Origin of the sequence: Mycoplana sp. MJR14 (assembly GCF_029210525.1) — a bacterium.
Classification (GTDB): domain Bacteria; phylum Pseudomonadota; class Alphaproteobacteria; order Rhizobiales; family Rhizobiaceae; genus Mycoplana.
Genome location: NZ_JARGEO010000008.1, coordinates 45,555 through 60,384 on the forward strand (window position 1 = coordinate 45,555; position 14,830 = coordinate 60,384).

Genomic DNA, 14,830 nt, shown 5'->3' on the forward strand with positions numbered 1-14,830 from the left:
TGGCCCGAAACGAGGAGATGCGCATGGCGCCCACACAGGTCTATCTCGTCCTCATCGCCGCAGTCGGCACCGGGCTGAATGCCGGCCTCTTCTTCATCTTCTCCGCCTGCATCATGGCCGCGCTCGGCCGCCTGCCTTCGCAGGGCGGGATCGCGGCGATGAACGCGATCAACGACGTGATCCAGAACCCGCTGTTCTTCCTCGTCTTTCTCGGCACCGCGGTCGTTGCGGCAGCCGTCCTCGTGGTCGCCTTCATGCATGCCCTGCCGGGCAGCGCCCTTGCCATTGCGGCTTCGCTCGTCTTTCTCGTCGGCACGATCGGGGTCACGATCGTCGTCAACGTGCCGATGAACAATGCGCTGGCGGCCGTGGCCCCGACCGACCCGCAGGCCGCGACGCTCTGGAGCGACTACCTTTCAAACTGGACGACTTGGAACCACGTCCGCTCGGTCGCTTCCTTTGCGAGCCTTGTTCTGTTCGTGCTCGCCTACGGACGGATGGCCGGCGCCTGAGGCTGGCAGCTGACGCCGGCAGGGACAGGCCCCTGCTCGCCGAAAGCCCTCGGGCGTCGATCAGAGCTTGAGCGCCCAGACCGTCGCCTGCGTGACAGCGCCGGCTGCCGCCTTCATCCGCGCCGAGCGGACCGGCTCGAAGCCGTCGATGCGCTTGGTGCCGGTCCAGCGGCCGCGGTCGGCGAAAACCTCGATCGAGCCGTAGTCCAGGAAGATGCGCACGCGGCGCGGATTGGCGCCGGGGGCGACGTAGTGCGGCTGCTCGGTCTGCCCCGGCCGCTCGTAGCGGATGCCGAGGCCGTGCTGGTCGCGGAAGACGGCGATGGCGGCCTCCGGGTGATCGAGTTCCAGATCGAAGGCCGTTCCCGGCTCGGCGAGGTCGAACACGATCTCGACGGCGCCGCCGTCGAAGGCCACCGTTTCCCCGGCCGACAGCCGCGTCCGGTCGAGGATGCGGGCGCGCAGGCTTTCGGCCGCCCCGATCGGCGGCGTCAGCAGCATGCCGTCGGACAGCTGCAGGGCCCGCGGCAGGGTCATGGCGGTCGGAAAATCGATCTCCGGATGGGCGTCGGCCCAGTTGGCGAGCCAGCCGATGCCCACCACGCGGTCGCCGTCGAGGAAGGCCTGGAAGGCGTAGTTGTCGGTGCCGAAGTCGAGCACCTGGCCGAATTCCTTGGCGAAGCTGCGGCCGTCGAACCAGCCGATGTCGGCCATCGTCAGGTTCTGCCGGCCGGTCGCCTCGTCCTTGCTGTTCATCAGCCCGTAGATCAGCACCCAGTGCGTGGAAGGACTGGCCGCCGGTCCATCCAGCGGCAGCAGGCAGGGGCACTCGATCGCGGTCGTGCGGTAGCGTGTCTCCACGAGGAGCTTGCCGACATAGGTCCAGCCGGTGGCCGCCGTATGGTCCTGGGTCTCGTAGAGCAGGATCACGCCGCCGTCGTCGCTCTGGCTGCCGAGCAGCATCTTCCAGAGCCCGTCCGGGCCGCGGAAAACGTAGGGATCGCGGAAATCGAGCGTCAGGCCCTCGCCGGTCGGCCGGCTCGCCAGGATCACCTCGGCCTGTCCGGCGGTGATCAGGTCGGAGGAGGTGGCGGTCAGCTGGATCTGCTGCTCGGGCTTGCGGTCGGCGACCTGCTCGGTGAAGAAGACGCGGATGCCGTGGCCGTCGACGAGCGGGATGGTGGTTCCCGAATAGGCGCCGCCGCGCTTGTCGGGCCGGGCCGTCAGGTCCTCGGAGGGAAAGAGGAAGATCGGCAGGTGGCGCCAGCGCAGGTAGTCGGAGGAGACGGCATGGCCCCAGTGCATCGTGTTCCACCGCAGCCCGTGCGAATAGTGCTGGTAGAACAGGTGCGGCCGGCCGTCGAAACGGCCGAAGCCGTTCGGATCGTTCATCCAGCCGAAGGGGGGGCGGAAATGGTAGCTGCCCGGCAGGTCCGGCGGCGCATTGGCCTTGCTGGTGTGGACGACGGTGATGCCGGTATCCAGCACGTCGGCGGCGGTGAACCAGTAGATCACGGAGACGGCCGTGGTCGCCGTGTCGTAGCTCAGTTCGACCGGGCCGCCGCCGAAGACCTGGTACAGCCTGAGGCCGTACTCCTCGGCATTGGCGCTGGAGACCTCGCCGAATTTGCCGCGCGCATTGGAGAAAGAGACCGAGCCCATGCCGGCGTGCCCGGCCGCCTTGAGCCAGATGTGGAAGGTGGTATTGACCGGCAGGTCGACCGCAAGGGTGCGGATGGTGTCGGCGGGGATGGTGTCGGCTTCGGCGGGGGCCTGGTCGCTCATGGCATTCTCTTTCGTCTCGTCCATCGGACATGACATAGAAGCGCAAGGCGAAACGGAAACCCCGAAAAGCGATCGGGCTCGGTGCAGCCCACATGGAGACGCCGCCCGGTGAGGGGCGGCGTCGGTTCTGGAGGTCGATGTCCGTCGGGACGCTCCGTCAGGATCTTGCGAATTCCAGCAGGTCGGCGTTCAGCTGGTCCTTGTGGGTATCGGTGATGCCGTGCGGGGCACCGGGATAGACCTTCAGGATCGCATTCGGCACCAGCTTCTTCGAGGCGCGGCCGGCGGCGTCGATCGGCACGATCTGGTCGTCCTCGCCGTGGATGATGATGGTCGGCACGTCGAACTTCTTCAGGTCCTCGGTGAAGTCGGTCTGCGAGAAGGCGACGATGCTGTCATAGGTGTTCTTGTGGCCGGCGGTCATGCCCTGCAGCCAGAAGCTGTCGATCATGCCCTGCGAGGGCACGGCGCCCGGCCGGTTGAAGCCGAAGAAGGGGCCGGAGGCGATGTCCTTGTAGAGCTGCGAGCGGTCCTTGAGGCTGGCCGCCTGCAGGCCGTCGAACACCTCCTTCGGCAGGCCGCCGGGATTCTTGTCGGTCTTGACCATCAGCGGCGGCACCGCGGAGATCAGGCCGGCCTTCTTGACCCGGCCGGTACCATGGCGGCCGATGTAGCGGGTGATCTCGCCGCCGCCGGTGGAGAAGCCGGCCAGGAAGATGTCGTTCAGGTCGAGCTGTTCGATCACCTCGGCGAGGTCGTCGGCATAGTGGTCCATGTCGTTGCCGTCCCAGGGCTGGCTGGAGCGGCCATGGCCGCGACGGTCATGGGTGATGACGCGAAAGCCGTTGCTGGCGAGATGGAAGGCCTGGGCCTCCCAGCTGTCGGACGACAGCGGCCAGCCATGGGCGAGGACGACGACGGGGCCGTCCTTCGGACCCCAGTCCTTGTAGTAGATCTCGACGCCGTCGCGGGTGGTGATCCGGCTGCCCGTGGTCCGTGCTCCCTCCGGCCCGGTTCCGGTCGCGGCAACGTCGGCCGCCCTGGCGGGGGACTGGACTGCGCTGACGGCGGCGGCGGTCGCGGCTGCCCCGAAAGCGCCGGCAAGAATGTTGCGGCGGGAGACCGTGGCGGCTGCAGTGGTTTCGGTTGCCTTTGACATGACTGCTTTCCTTTCGTGCAGGTCGTTGTTTTGCTTCAATTCTTGGCTTCCGTTCCGAAGCTGTGATTGAATAGATACACCCCCCTGCCGGACCTCTCGACCGGCAAAGCTGACAACGATGGAGGCAGAATTGACAAAGGTGACGGCCATGGAGCCGGCCGAGATCGGCATCGTCGTGCACGAGGAGGCGCTGATGTCGGCCGTCTACGGCCTGACCGACATGTTCAACGTCGCCAACCTGAAGAGCCGGGAGCAGCACGAGACGAATGCACCGCAGATCCGCGCCAGCCATTGGAAATTCGGCCTGGACGGCTCGGTGACGCGGGGCTTCGACAGCCACCCGGAACTGCCGGCGGGCCCGCTTTCAGCGCTGATCCTGCCGCCGACGCTGCATGTCGAACTGAAGATGAAGCGCGACCTCTCGGACCTGTCGCAGTGGCTGCGGCAGCGGCATGCCGAGGGCACGGTCGTCAGCTCGGTCTGCGGCGGGGCCTACCTGCTCGCCGAATCGGGCCTCGTCGAGGGACGGGCGCTGACCACCCACTGGTCGCATGCCGAGCAGATCGCCCGCAAGTTCCCGCACGTCAACGTCGATACCGACAAGCTGATGATCGACGAGGGCGACATCATCACCACCGGCGGCATGATGGCCTGGATCAATCTCGGGCTGAAGCTGGTGGACCGTTTCATGGGCTCGACGGTGATGCTGGAGACGGCGCGCTTCATGGTGGTCGATCCGGGTGCGCGCGAGCAGAGCTACTACAGCGTCTTCGCCCCGCGCATGGACCATGGCGACGCAGTGATCCTGAAGATCCAGCACTGGCTGCACGGCACGAATACCAAGGGCGTGACGCTGCAGATGATGGCCGATCGTGCCGGGCTCGGCGAGCGCACCTTCCTGCGGCGCTTCCACAAGGCGACCGGGATCAACCCGACCGAATATTCGCAGCGGCTGCGGATCGCGAAATCGCGCGAGCTCCTGGAGCGCTCGTACCTCTCGATCGAGCAGGTGGCCTGGCAGAGCGGCTACGACGACAGCAACGCCTACCGCAAGATCTTCCGCAAGATCCTCGGGATCTCGCCGAGCGAATATCGAACGCGGTTCTCGATCGCCGGCGGACAGCGTCCGCCGGGCCTTGCCGATGCGTTCCTGCCGGAAGACGGTGAGATCAGTGGGGCAGCCGCGACGCGGCCGACATGAGGTCCTCGGCCGGCGGGATTGCGAACATGTTGGCCCCATCGCCTTCGACTTCGGTGAACGACCAGCGGACGATGCCGTCGCGGTCCAGCAGGAATTCACCGACCAGCTGGCCGCCCGACCGCTCGTCGGTCCGCTCGTCCTCCGGCGTCATCTCGTAACCGTCCTTGCGGTTGAGGAAGGCGGCGGCATCGAACGGGTTCATCGGTTCGGGCAATTCGCCGGGCATCTCCGTCCGCATCGACAGCACTGTCGGGATCGAGATCCGGTAGGGCCATTCGTCCTCGTTCTGGGTGAACTGCATGTTCGGCAGGCCGAAGGCGCGATGGGCAATGCTGTCGGGGTCGGAGGCGGCGATCACGCCGGGCAGGGGATGGTAGCGGAAATAGAGCCGCGCACGGTCGATCGGCGTGTTGACGACCGTCAGGCTGTCGATGCCCTTTTCGTGCAATGAGGAGGCGAGCTCCGCAGTGGCGGCGATGTGGCGCCGACAGAAGGGGCACTGAAGGCCGCGAAACAGGCCCACCAGCACCGCCGAATGGCCGCGGAAATCCTCGAGCGACACCTTGCCGCCGTGGTTGATCGCATCGAGGACGATGTTGGGGGCGCGGTCGCCCGGGCGAAGGGGGCGTTCGTTTGCATGCTCTGCCATTGGTATGCTCCTCCGGCTAGTCGAGGAACGGCAGGACCATGAGCGCGTCAGGGTCGAGACCGTGCTGGGCGCAGACCTGCTGCGCCAACTCGAAATACCGCTCGGCCTCGCTCAGTTCGTTCGTTTCGAGGCAAAGCGTCGCAAGCCCATCATAGCATGGAAACAGAAGCTGCGCCTCAGCGCTGTCGCGCACGAGCGCGAGCGCTTCGAGGTAATGTTCGCGGGCGGCGGCGATCGCCCCATGGCACTGGCGGATCTGGCCGAGCACCAGAAGCGGTACCGGCAGGTGGTCGCGCAGGCCGAGCGCGCGGTCGATCGACAGTGCCTCCTCGACGGCAGGCAGCCCCTCGCTCAGGCAGCGGTCGGTGAACGTGCAGTAGGCGGCGGCGAGGTTGGTGAGCAGCCGGGCCTGATGGCCGAGGTCGCCGATCTGCCGGGCCATCTCGTAGCCGCGCTGGCAGACGTCGATCGCCCGCGCCGGATCGATCGTCGTGTAGAGCGATCCGAGGTTCGTGTAGCCGCGGCAGGCGGTGTTGAGGTGGTTCGCGTCGAGCGCGATCTTGACGCTGCGCTCCACCATCTCCACGGCATCGCGGGTCTTGCCGAGGCGGGCGAGCGCCACGCCCTTGGTGTTGAAGGCGCGGGCGATGGCGAGCGCGATCTCCGCCTTCTCCGCGGCGCCCGGGTGCGAGGTGAGGTGATTGGCGCATTCCAGCGCCCGGTCGGCGAACAGCATGGCCCGCCTGTAGTCGCCGGCGCGAAAGGCGAGATGGCCCTGGCGCTGCATCAGGTGGGCGAGCTCGATCGGCGCGTCAACGCCTTCGAGAAGGTGCGCCGCCTCGGCGAAGCAGGCGGTGGCGCGCTCGCGGTCGCCGGTGTCGAAGGCGAGCTGGCCGAGCTTGCGCAGGATGCGCGCTTCCGCCGCCACGTCGGCCTTGGCCTTGGCCTCGGCCAGCAGGTCGTCATAGAGGTGCCGGGCCTCCTCGCTGCGCCCGGTCGGGTGGCACAGGTCGGCATAGCGCTCGCCCGGCTCCCGCCATGCGTCGCCGCCGGCCGCCTCGGCGGCCGAAAGCGCCCGGGCATAGAGGCGCAGGGCATCGGCATTGGCGTTGGCCATGCGGGCGAGGTCGCCGGCGGCCGTCAGGTAGCGCACGCCCTTTTCCTTCTCGGAGGAGGCGGCGAAGTGGTAGCCGAGCTCGATCAGCTGGTTCATGTGCTGCGGGGCCGTGCCGAAGCGGCGTTCGAGCAGGGTGCCGATCGCCCCGTGCAGCTCGGTGCGGCGTCGCAGGAGGAGGTTGTCGTAGAAGACCTCCTGCAACAGCTTCTGGCGGAAGGCGTAGCGCGGGGCCGCGTGGGAGGGGATGTCGACCAGCTCCTCGACGATATCCGCCTCGCCGAGCTGCTGCAGGCTGGCTGCGATGTCGCCGACGCCGCAGGGCAGCGCCTTCAGGAGCTCGACGTCGAAGCTGTGGCCGATGACGGCGGCGACCTGGGCGAGGCGCCGCGCATCGCCGGGAAGGCGGTCGATGCGGGCCAGCATCATCGCCTGGATGCCGAGCGGCGTCCCGGTCTCGGCGGCGGTGGCCTCCACCTCCCAGCCCGCCGCCTCGCGGTGGAGCACGCCGGTCTCGATCAGCGTGCGCAGGATCTCCTCGATGAAGAAGGGATTGCCTTCGGCGCGCTCGACGATGCGGTCGCGCAGGGCATGCGGCAGGACGTCGCCGCCCAGCGCCTGCTCGAGCAGGGCCTCGGCCTCGGGGATCGCCAGCGGGCTGAGGCGGAGCGTCGTCTGGCTGGCGCGGGCGGAATTCAGCATTTCCGTCTCGAAGCCGGGGCGGTGGGTGACGAGCAGCATCAGCCGCCGGCCGACCATGCGGTCCATGATGAAACGCAGCGCGTCGATCGACACACTGTCGGCCCAATGAAGATCCTCGATCACCACCAGCATCGGCGCCTGCTCCATGCGCCGCTCGAAGAGGATGCGCATGGCATGGAAGATCTGCCGGCGCAGCTGATCCGGCTCCAGGTGCCTCAGCGTGTCGTCGGGATCGCCGAAGCCGAGGACGAACAGGAACAGCGGTTCCAGCCTCCGGATCTCGTCGGCCGGCAGGCCGAGGTCCTTCAGTCCGGCGACGAGCAGCGGGCGGGTATGATCGAGGCTGGCGGCCGGGTCGATCTGGTAGGCGCGGCGCAGCGCTGCCGCCAGCGTGCCGTAGGACGCCTCGCCCAGCGAGGAGCAGGCGGTCTGGCGGATGGTGATGTCGGGCTGTTCGGCGCGGACGCGGTCGAGGAAGGTCTCGACGAGGCGGGTCTTGCCGACGCCGGCGTCGCCGACGATGCGGACGAGCTGGGTCGCGCCGGCCCGGACGAATTCGAGGCAGCGAAGCAGCGCTGCGAGTTCGGGATCGCGGCCGATCATGGCGGTGTCGATGCCGAAACTGGCAAGCCCGCGCGCCGTCGGGGGCGCGTCCAGCACGGCCTCCAGCCGGAACACCGGCGTCTCGCCGGCCTTGCCCCGCAGGGTGGTGGTGCCGAGCGTGGCAAAGGCGAAGGCGTGCTCCGTCAGCCGGCGGGTGACGGCGCCGACGAGGATTTCGCCGAATCCCGCCATGGCCTGCAGGCGCTGGGCCGTGTTCACCGTGTCGCCGGTGACGGAGTAGGACTTGCTGCCGCCCGCACCCACGGCGCCGGCGACGACCGGGCCGGTGTTGACGCCGATGTGCAGGGCGAGCGGTTCGCCGAGGCGCGCCCGCCAGCGATCCTCGATCCGCGCCATCCGCGTGCGCATGTCGAGTGCGGCGCGGAGCGCCCGTTCCGGGTCGCGCTCATGGGCGACCGGCGCGCCGAACAGGGCCAGCAACGCGTCGCCGACGAACTTGTCGACATAGCCGCCTTCGGCCGTCACGGCGGCGCTCAGTTCCTCGAAGATCTCGTTCTGGAGAGCCTGCAGCACCTCCGGGTCGATCTTCTCGCTCAGTGTCGTATAGCCGCAGAGATCGGCGAAGAGGGCGGTGACGATGCGCCGGTCGGCCTCCGCCTCCTCGGCCCGGGGCGGCGGCCGTTCCGGCACGGCCTGGCGGCGGGACGGCTTGCCGCCCGATCGGCGGACGGCGGAGCGGCCTGCCTGCCTCGCCGCCGGAGCGAGGCTCGTTCCGCACTTCGGGCAGAAGGCGTAGTCGGGCGGGGAGACCTGGCCGCAGGAAGGGCATTGCTTCTGCTGCGGCGCTCCGCATTTCGGGCAGAAGGCAAAGCCGTCCTCGACCGTGAAACCGCAAGCCGCGCATTTCATCGCACGCGCCCCGTCGAACCCCGGGATCAACGAGCCCGGTCGCCGGGATCATGCGCCTGCGGGCGCGGCGTTGCAATTGCCCGTGGCCCGTGGCCGGGTTCGCCGCTCTTGCCGGCTGCCGGCCTCAACCGTCAAGCAGCGCCTGCAGCAGGGCGATGATGCGGCGATGCTGGTGGGCGTGGCGGGTGCGGACGTTGACGGCGGCATAGACGGTCTGCGGGATCGGCTCGGCACCCTGGACGCGGCTGACGGCGCCGGTGCGCGTCAGCCGGCGGGCGTCCGGCGCCATGACGAAGGCCGAGCCGCCGAGCTTGGTCAGGAGCGCGATGATCGCCGTCGTCTCGCCGCTGGCGATCGGGGCGGTCGAGAGATGCGGCAGCGCCTCGCGGTGCAGGCGGTCGAAGGCCGGCGAATAGACCGCCTGGATATAGTCTTCCGGGCGGACGTCTGCGAGCGTCGTCACCTTGTTGGAGACGAGCTCGTACGTCACCTCGCCGATGCGCTCGTAGTGCAGGTCCGGCAGGTGGTGCGGGGTATAGAGGATCGCGAGGTCGAGGTCGCCGGCGGCGAGGTCGCCGTTCATCTGCTTGGAATAGTCGATCTCGACATAGATCGAGGTGCCGGGCAGCTCCTTGCGCACCGCCGCCAGCCAGTCGCCGGCATAGTGGGCGGCGAGGTCGTGCTGCAGGCCGATGCGCATCGAGCGCTCGTAGGCGCCGGCCGTCTCGACCGCACGCGCCGCCTCGTGCCACTGGTGCTGGATCGCCTTGGCGTGGTCGTGGAAGCGCAGGCCCGCCGCCGTCGGCTGGGTGCCGCCCTTGTTGCGGGAAAACAGCGGCCGCCCCAGCACCGCCTCCAGCGCCTTCATCCGGTGCGAGACGGTCGACTGCGTCAGGTTCAGCCGCTCGGCGGTGCGGTTGAAGCTGCGGGTCTCCATCAGGTCGAGATAGGTCTCGATGAGTTCGATCTGCATGTGGTTACGTCCTGATCCCCAAATTGCCCCTCATCCACCTGCCGGCACCTTCTCCCCGCAGGCGGGGAGAAGGACACGCGCTGCCACGCCTTGCCCAATCTGCCGGATGGGCTGGGCGGTGCGGCATGTCCCTTCTCCCCGCTTGCGGGGAGAAGGTCGCGGCAGCGGGATGAGGGGCAGCCACCTCAGATACGAATGAATTCCGACACCGCGAAACTAATCGAAATCTTCGATCAATAAAGCGGAATCTGGCCGCTTGTCGGCCGTCAATTTGGTTGCCACAAATTCCGGGCAATCAAGGGGAAGAGAATGTCGAACCTGCCGTCACATGCACGCGTCGTCATCATCGGGGGAGGGGCGGTCGGCGCGTCCGCGCTCTATCATCTGGCGAAGGCCGGGTGGACCGACTGCGTGCTTCTGGAAAAGAACGAGCTGACCGCCGGCTCGACCTGGCATGCGGCCGGCAACGTGCCGACGTTCTCGTCCTCCTGGTCGATCATGAACATGCAGCGCTATTCCGCCTCGCTCTACCGCGAGCTCGGCGCGCTCGTGGACTATCCGATGAACTACCACGTCACCGGCTCGATCCGCCTCGGCCATTCCAAGGAGCGGCTGCAGGAGTTCAAGCGCGTCGTCGGCATGGGGCGCTATCAGGGCATGGACCTCGACATCCTCTCGCCCGACGAGATGCGCGGCCAATATCCTTTCCTCGAGACGCACGAGCTGACCGGCGCGCTCTACGATCCCTATGACGGCGACATCGACCCGGCGCAGCTGACGCAGGCGCTCGCGAAGGGCGCGCGCGACATGGGGGCGAAGATCTTCCGCTTCTGTCCGGCGACCGGCGCGCGGCGCGAGAACGACGAATGGGTGATCTCGACGGCGCAGGGCGAGATCCGCTGCGAATACGTCGTCAACGCCGCCGGCTACTATGCCCGCGAGGTCGGCAAGTGGTTCGGCCGCGACGTGCCGATGATGGTGATGAGCCACCAGTACATCCTGTTCGAGGAGATCCCGGAGCTCGCCGCCTGGTCGAAGGAGGTCGGGCACAAGCTGCCGCTGCTGCGCGACGTCGACAGCTCCTACTACCTGCGCCAGGAAAAGAACGGCATGAACCTCGGGCCGTACGAGAAGAACTGCAAGGCGCACTGGACGACGCCCGACGATCCGATGCCGGACGACTTCTCGTTCCAGCTGTTCCCGGACGATCTCGACCGGCTGGAATGGTACCTGAACGATGCCTGCGAGCGCGTGCCGATCCTCGGCACCGCCGGGCTGTCGCGTATGATCAACGGGCCGATCCCCTATGCGCCGGACGGCAACCCGCTGATCGGGCCGATGCCGGGCGTGCCGAACGCGTTCGAAGCCTGCGTCTTCACCTTCGGCATCTGCCAGGCGGGCGGGGCGGGCAAGGTGCTCGCCGAATGGATCACCGAGGGCGAGACGGAATGGGACATGTGGTCCTGCGACCCGCGCCGCTACACGAGCTTTGCGTCCGACAAGGACTACTGCATCGCGAAAGGCATGGAGGTCTACGGCCACGAATATGCGATGCATTTTCCGAAGCACGCCTGGCCGGCCGGCCGCAACCGCAAGCTCTCGCCGATCCACGACCGGATCGCCGCCCTCGGCGCCCAGTTCAAGCCCTATAACGGCTGGGAGCGGGCCAACTGGTATGCCGCGCCCGGCGACGACACCTCGGAAGAAGCGACGCAGACCTGGAACCGCGAAGGCCCGTGGCGGCCGCGGATCGAGGCGGAATGCCGCGCCGTTGCCGAGGCCGCCGGCATCCTCGACCTGCCCGGCTTCTCGCGCTACCGGGTGAAGGGCGCGGGGGCAACGGCATGGCTTTCGTCCCTCATCACCGGTCGTGTGCCGAAACCCGGCCGCATCGGCCTTGCCTATTTCGCCGACGACAAGGGGCGGATCGTCACCGAGATGTCGGTGATGATGCTGGACGAGGACTTCTTCTTCCTGATCACGGCGGCCACCGCCCAGTGGCACGACCTCGAATGGCTGAAGAAGCACCTGCCGAAGGATGCGGCGTTCACGCTCGACGACGTGACGGAGAAATTCACCTGCCAGATCCTGTCCGGCCCGAATTCGCGGGCGATCCTCGCGGCGGTGACGGACGCCGACCTTTCCAGGGGCTGGCTGACGCACCAGAGCTGCCAGATCGCCGGCCGCTGGTGCCAGCTGGTGCGCGTGTCCTTCGCCGGCGAGCTCGGCTGGGAGATCCACACCAAGGTCGAGGACACGGCCGCGATCTTCGACGCCGTCTGGGCGGCGGGGCAGGGCCACGGGCTGAAGCCGTTCGGCATGGAGGCGCTTGACAGCCTGCGCATCGAGAAGGGCTACCGCGCCTGGAAGGGCGACCTTTCGACCGACTACACCATCTTGCAAGGCGGGCTGGAACGCTTCGTCGACTGGTCCAAGCCGGACTTCAAGGGCAAGGCGGCGCTGGAGCGGGAGAAGCAGCAGGGTGTTTCCAAGCGCTTCGTGCTTTTGACCGTCGAGGCCGGTGACTGCGACGCGCCCTACATGTCGACGCTCTGGCACGGCGGCCAGGTGGTCGGCGAGACGACGTCGGGCAACTGGGGCTACCGCACCGGCCGGTCGATTGCGCTCGGCATGCTGCGCGCCGATCTCGCTGAACCCGGCACCGAGGTCGAGGTCGAGATTTACGGCGACCGCTTCAAGGCCACCGTCCAACCGGACGGGCCGCTCTTCGATCCCAACAACGAAAGACTGCGCGCATGACGAAGCCCATTCCTTCCATGGCCCGCGCGGTCATCATCGGCGGCGGCGTCTCCGGCTGCTCGGTCGCCTATCATCTCGCCAAGCTCGGCTGGACCGACGTCGTGCTATTGGAGCGCAAGCAGCTGACCTGCGGCACCACCTGGCATGCGGCGGGGCTGATCGGCCAGCTGCGCGCCTCGCAGAACATGACGCGGCTCGCGAAATATTCCGCCGACCTCTATGTCAAGCTGGAGGCCGAGACCGGCATCGGCACCGGCATGCGCCAGAACGGCTCGATGACGGTGGCGCTGACCGACGAGCGCAAGGAGGAAATCTATCGCCAGGCCTCGCTGGCGCGGGCCTTCGACGTCGACGTGCGCGAGATCTCGGTCGACGAGGTCAAGGCGATGTATCCGCACCTCAACACCGCCGACATCAAGGCCGCGGTGCACCTTCCCTTGGACGGCCAGTGCGACCCGGCCAACATCGCCATGGCGCTGGCCAAGGGCGCACGCCAGAACGGGGCCACCGTGATCGAGGGCGTGAAGGTTACCTCGGTGGTAACGAAGGACGGCCGGGTGACGGGCGTCACCTGCGAGCGCGACGGCGAGAGTTTCACGATCGAGACGGAGAACGTCGTCAATGCGGCGGGGATGTGGGGGCGGACGCTCGCCGACATGTCGGGCGTGTCGCTGCCGCTGCATGCCTGCGAGCACTTCTACATCGTCACCGAGCCGATCGAGGGGCTGAAGCAGCTTCCCGTCCTGCGCGTGCCTGACGAATGCACCTACTACAAGGAGGATGCCGGCAAGATGCTGATCGGCGCCTTCGAGCTGAAGGCCAAGCCCTGGGGCATGGACGGCATCCGCGAGGATTTCTGCTTCGACCAGTTGCCGGAGGATTTCGACCATTTCCAGCCGATCCTGGAGATGGCGGTGAACCGCATGCCGATGCTGCAGACGGCCGGCATCCACACTTTCTTCAACGGGCCGGAGAGCTTCACGCCCGACGACCGCTACTACCTCGGCGAGGCGCCGCAGCTGAAGGGCTACTGGGTCGCCGCCGGCTACAATTCGATCGGCATCGTCTCTTCCGGCGGCGCCGGCATGGCGCTGGCGCAGTGGATGAACGACGGCGAGCCGCCGTTCGATCTCTGGGAGGTCGACATCCGCCGGGCGCAGCCGTTCCAGAGGAACCGCGCCTATCTGAAGGACCGGGTGTCGGAGACGCTCGGCCTGCTCTATGCCGACCACTTCCCCTATCGCCAGATGGCGACCGCGCGTGGCGTGCGCCGCTCGCCGATCCACGAGCACCTCAAGGCCCGGGGTGCGGTGTTCGGCGAGGTCGCCGGCTGGGAGCGCGCCAACTGGTTTGCGAGAAAAGGCCAGGAGCGGGAATATAAGTACAGCTGGAAGCGGCAGAACTGGTTCGAAAACCAGCGCGAGGAACACATGGCCGTGCGCGAAGGCGTCGGCCTGTTCGACATGACCTCCTTCGGCAAGATCCGGGTGGAGGGGCGCGACGCGCTCGCCTTCCTGCAGAGGCTCTGCGCCAACCAGATGGATGTCGCCTCCGGAAAGATCGTCTACACCCAGATGCTGAACGCCCGCGGCGGCATCGAGAGCGACCTGACGGTGACGCGGCTGTCGGAGACCGCGTTCCTGCTGGTCGTGCCCGGCGCGACGCTGCAGCGCGACCTCGCCTGGCTGCGCAAGCATCTCAAGGACGAGTTCGTCGTCATCACCGATGTGACGGCTTCCGAGAGCGTGCTCTGCGTGATGGGCCCGAAGGCGCGCGCGCTGATGCAGAAGGTCAGTCCGAACGATTTTTCCAACGAAGCGCATCCCTTCGCCACCGCGCGCGAGATCGAGATCGGCATGGGGCTCGCCCGCGCCCACCGCGTGACCTATGTCGGCGAGCTCGGCTGGGAGCTCTACGTCTCGACCGACCAGACGGCGCATGTGTTCGAGGCGCTGGAGGCGGCCGGCGCCGATGTCGGGCTGAAGCTCTGCGGCCTGCATACGCTGGACAGCTGCCGGATCGAGAAGGCCTTCCGTCACTTCGGCCACGACATCACCGACGAGGACCACGTGCTGGAGGCCGGCCTCGGCTTTGCGGTGCGCACGGGCAAGGGCGAGTTCATCGGCCGCGAGGCGGTGCTGCGCCGGCAGGACAAGGGGCTGACGCGGCGGATGGTGCAGTTCAGGCTCACCGATCCGGAGCCGCTGCTGTTCCACAACGAGGCGCTGGTGCGCGACGGCAGGATCGTCTCGACGATCACGTCCGGCAATTACGGCCACTTCCTCGGCGGCGCGATCGGCATGGGCTACGTGCCCTGCGAGGGCGAGAGCGAGGAGCAGGTGCTGGCGTCCGGCTACGAGATCGAGATCGCCGGCGTGCGGGTGAAGGCGGAAGCCTCGCTCGTGCCGATGTACGACCCGAAGGCGACGCGGGTGCGCATGTAGGCAGGACAGGACGGAAGGCGAAAGCAGCGAACAGACATTCCCCGAGGATGGTTGCCGC

The 14,830-nt window shown here is 67.6% G+C and carries 9 protein-coding genes; 4 read left to right on the forward strand and 5 right to left on the reverse strand.

Features of this window, described 5'->3' with window-relative positions; translation table 11 throughout:
* Positions 1-23 precede the first annotated feature (23 nt).
* A complete protein-coding gene (locus tag P0086_RS18120) occupies positions 24-512 on the forward strand; it encodes an anthrone oxygenase family protein (protein ID WP_275788079.1) in 489 nt (162 codons plus the stop codon).
* Between the two features lie 60 nt (positions 513-572).
* Here the strand turns inward: P0086_RS18120 and P0086_RS18125 are convergent, their stop codons facing one another.
* Together P0086_RS18125 and P0086_RS18130 are read right to left on the reverse strand one after the other, a co-directional pair.
* Positions 573-2,297, reverse strand: a complete 1,725-nt coding sequence (locus tag P0086_RS18125) for a glycoside hydrolase family 32 protein (protein WP_275788082.1) — start codon at positions 2,295-2,297, stop codon at positions 573-575.
* A 157-nt stretch (positions 2,298-2,454) separates the two neighbouring features.
* On the reverse strand, positions 2,455-3,456 hold the full coding sequence (locus P0086_RS18130) for an alpha/beta hydrolase (protein ID WP_148652207.1): 1,002 nt from the start codon (positions 3,454-3,456) through the stop codon (positions 2,455-2,457).
* A gap of 139 nt (positions 3,457-3,595) precedes the next feature.
* On the opposite strand from P0086_RS18130, the gene P0086_RS18135 reads away from it, so the two are divergent.
* The gene (locus P0086_RS18135; protein WP_345799317.1) at positions 3,596-4,657 is read left to right on the forward strand and encodes a helix-turn-helix domain-containing protein; all 1,062 of its coding nucleotides are present in this window, start codon (positions 3,596-3,598) and stop codon (positions 4,655-4,657) included.
* Here P0086_RS18135 and P0086_RS18140 read toward each other — a convergent pair.
* From P0086_RS18140 to P0086_RS18150, 3 genes are all read right to left on the reverse strand, one after another.
* Entirely contained in the window at positions 4,626-5,306 is a 681-nt protein-coding gene (locus P0086_RS18140) for a redoxin family protein (protein WP_112599352.1), read from the reverse strand. The two genes, P0086_RS18135 and P0086_RS18140, sit on opposite strands and share 32 nt — an antisense overlap.
* A gap of 16 nt (positions 5,307-5,322) precedes the next feature.
* Positions 5,323-8,595, reverse strand: coding sequence for an adenylate/guanylate cyclase domain-containing protein (locus tag P0086_RS18145; RefSeq protein ID WP_275788089.1), 3,273 nt, complete (start codon positions 8,593-8,595; stop codon positions 5,323-5,325).
* 124 nt (positions 8,596-8,719) lie between these two features.
* Positions 8,720-9,568, reverse strand: coding sequence for a LysR family transcriptional regulator (locus tag P0086_RS18150; protein ID WP_275788091.1), 849 nt, complete (start codon positions 9,566-9,568; stop codon positions 8,720-8,722).
* A gap of 309 nt (positions 9,569-9,877) precedes the next feature.
* Between P0086_RS18150 and P0086_RS18155 the strand changes: the two genes are divergently transcribed.
* Both P0086_RS18155 and P0086_RS18160 read left to right on the forward strand, forming a co-directional pair.
* On the forward strand, positions 9,878-12,328 hold the full coding sequence (locus P0086_RS18155) for an FAD-dependent oxidoreductase (protein ID WP_275788093.1): 2,451 nt from the start codon (positions 9,878-9,880) through the stop codon (positions 12,326-12,328).
* Positions 12,325-14,772, forward strand: coding sequence for an FAD-dependent oxidoreductase (locus P0086_RS18160; RefSeq protein ID WP_275788096.1), 2,448 nt, complete (start codon positions 12,325-12,327; stop codon positions 14,770-14,772). Before P0086_RS18155 ends, P0086_RS18160 begins: the two co-directional genes overlap by 4 nt.
* The last annotated feature ends 58 nt before the right edge of the window (positions 14,773-14,830 follow it).

Excerpts from the sequence above, each read along its gene's own strand:
- P0086_RS18120 (WP_275788079.1), top strand. The coding sequence starts at position 24 with ATGGCGCCCACACAGGTCTATCTCGTCCTCATCGCCGCAGTCGGCACC.
- P0086_RS18125 (WP_275788082.1), bottom strand. The coding sequence starts at position 2,297 with ATGAGCGACCAGGCCCCCGCCGAAGCCGACACCATCCCCGCCGACACC.
- P0086_RS18130 (WP_148652207.1), bottom strand. The coding sequence starts at position 3,456 with ATGTCAAAGGCAACCGAAACCACTGCAGCCGCCACGGTCTCCCGCCGC.
- P0086_RS18140 (WP_112599352.1), bottom strand. The coding sequence starts at position 5,306 with ATGGCAGAGCATGCAAACGAACGCCCCCTTCGCCCGGGCGACCGCGCC.
- P0086_RS18145 (WP_275788089.1), bottom strand. The coding sequence starts at position 8,595 with ATGAAATGCGCGGCTTGCGGTTTCACGGTCGAGGACGGCTTTGCCTTC.
- P0086_RS18150 (WP_275788091.1), bottom strand. The coding sequence starts at position 9,568 with ATGCAGATCGAACTCATCGAGACCTATCTCGACCTGATGGAGACCCGC.
- P0086_RS18155 (WP_275788093.1), top strand. The coding sequence starts at position 9,878 with ATGTCGAACCTGCCGTCACATGCACGCGTCGTCATCATCGGGGGAGGG.
- P0086_RS18160 (WP_275788096.1), top strand. The coding sequence starts at position 12,325 with ATGACGAAGCCCATTCCTTCCATGGCCCGCGCGGTCATCATCGGCGGC.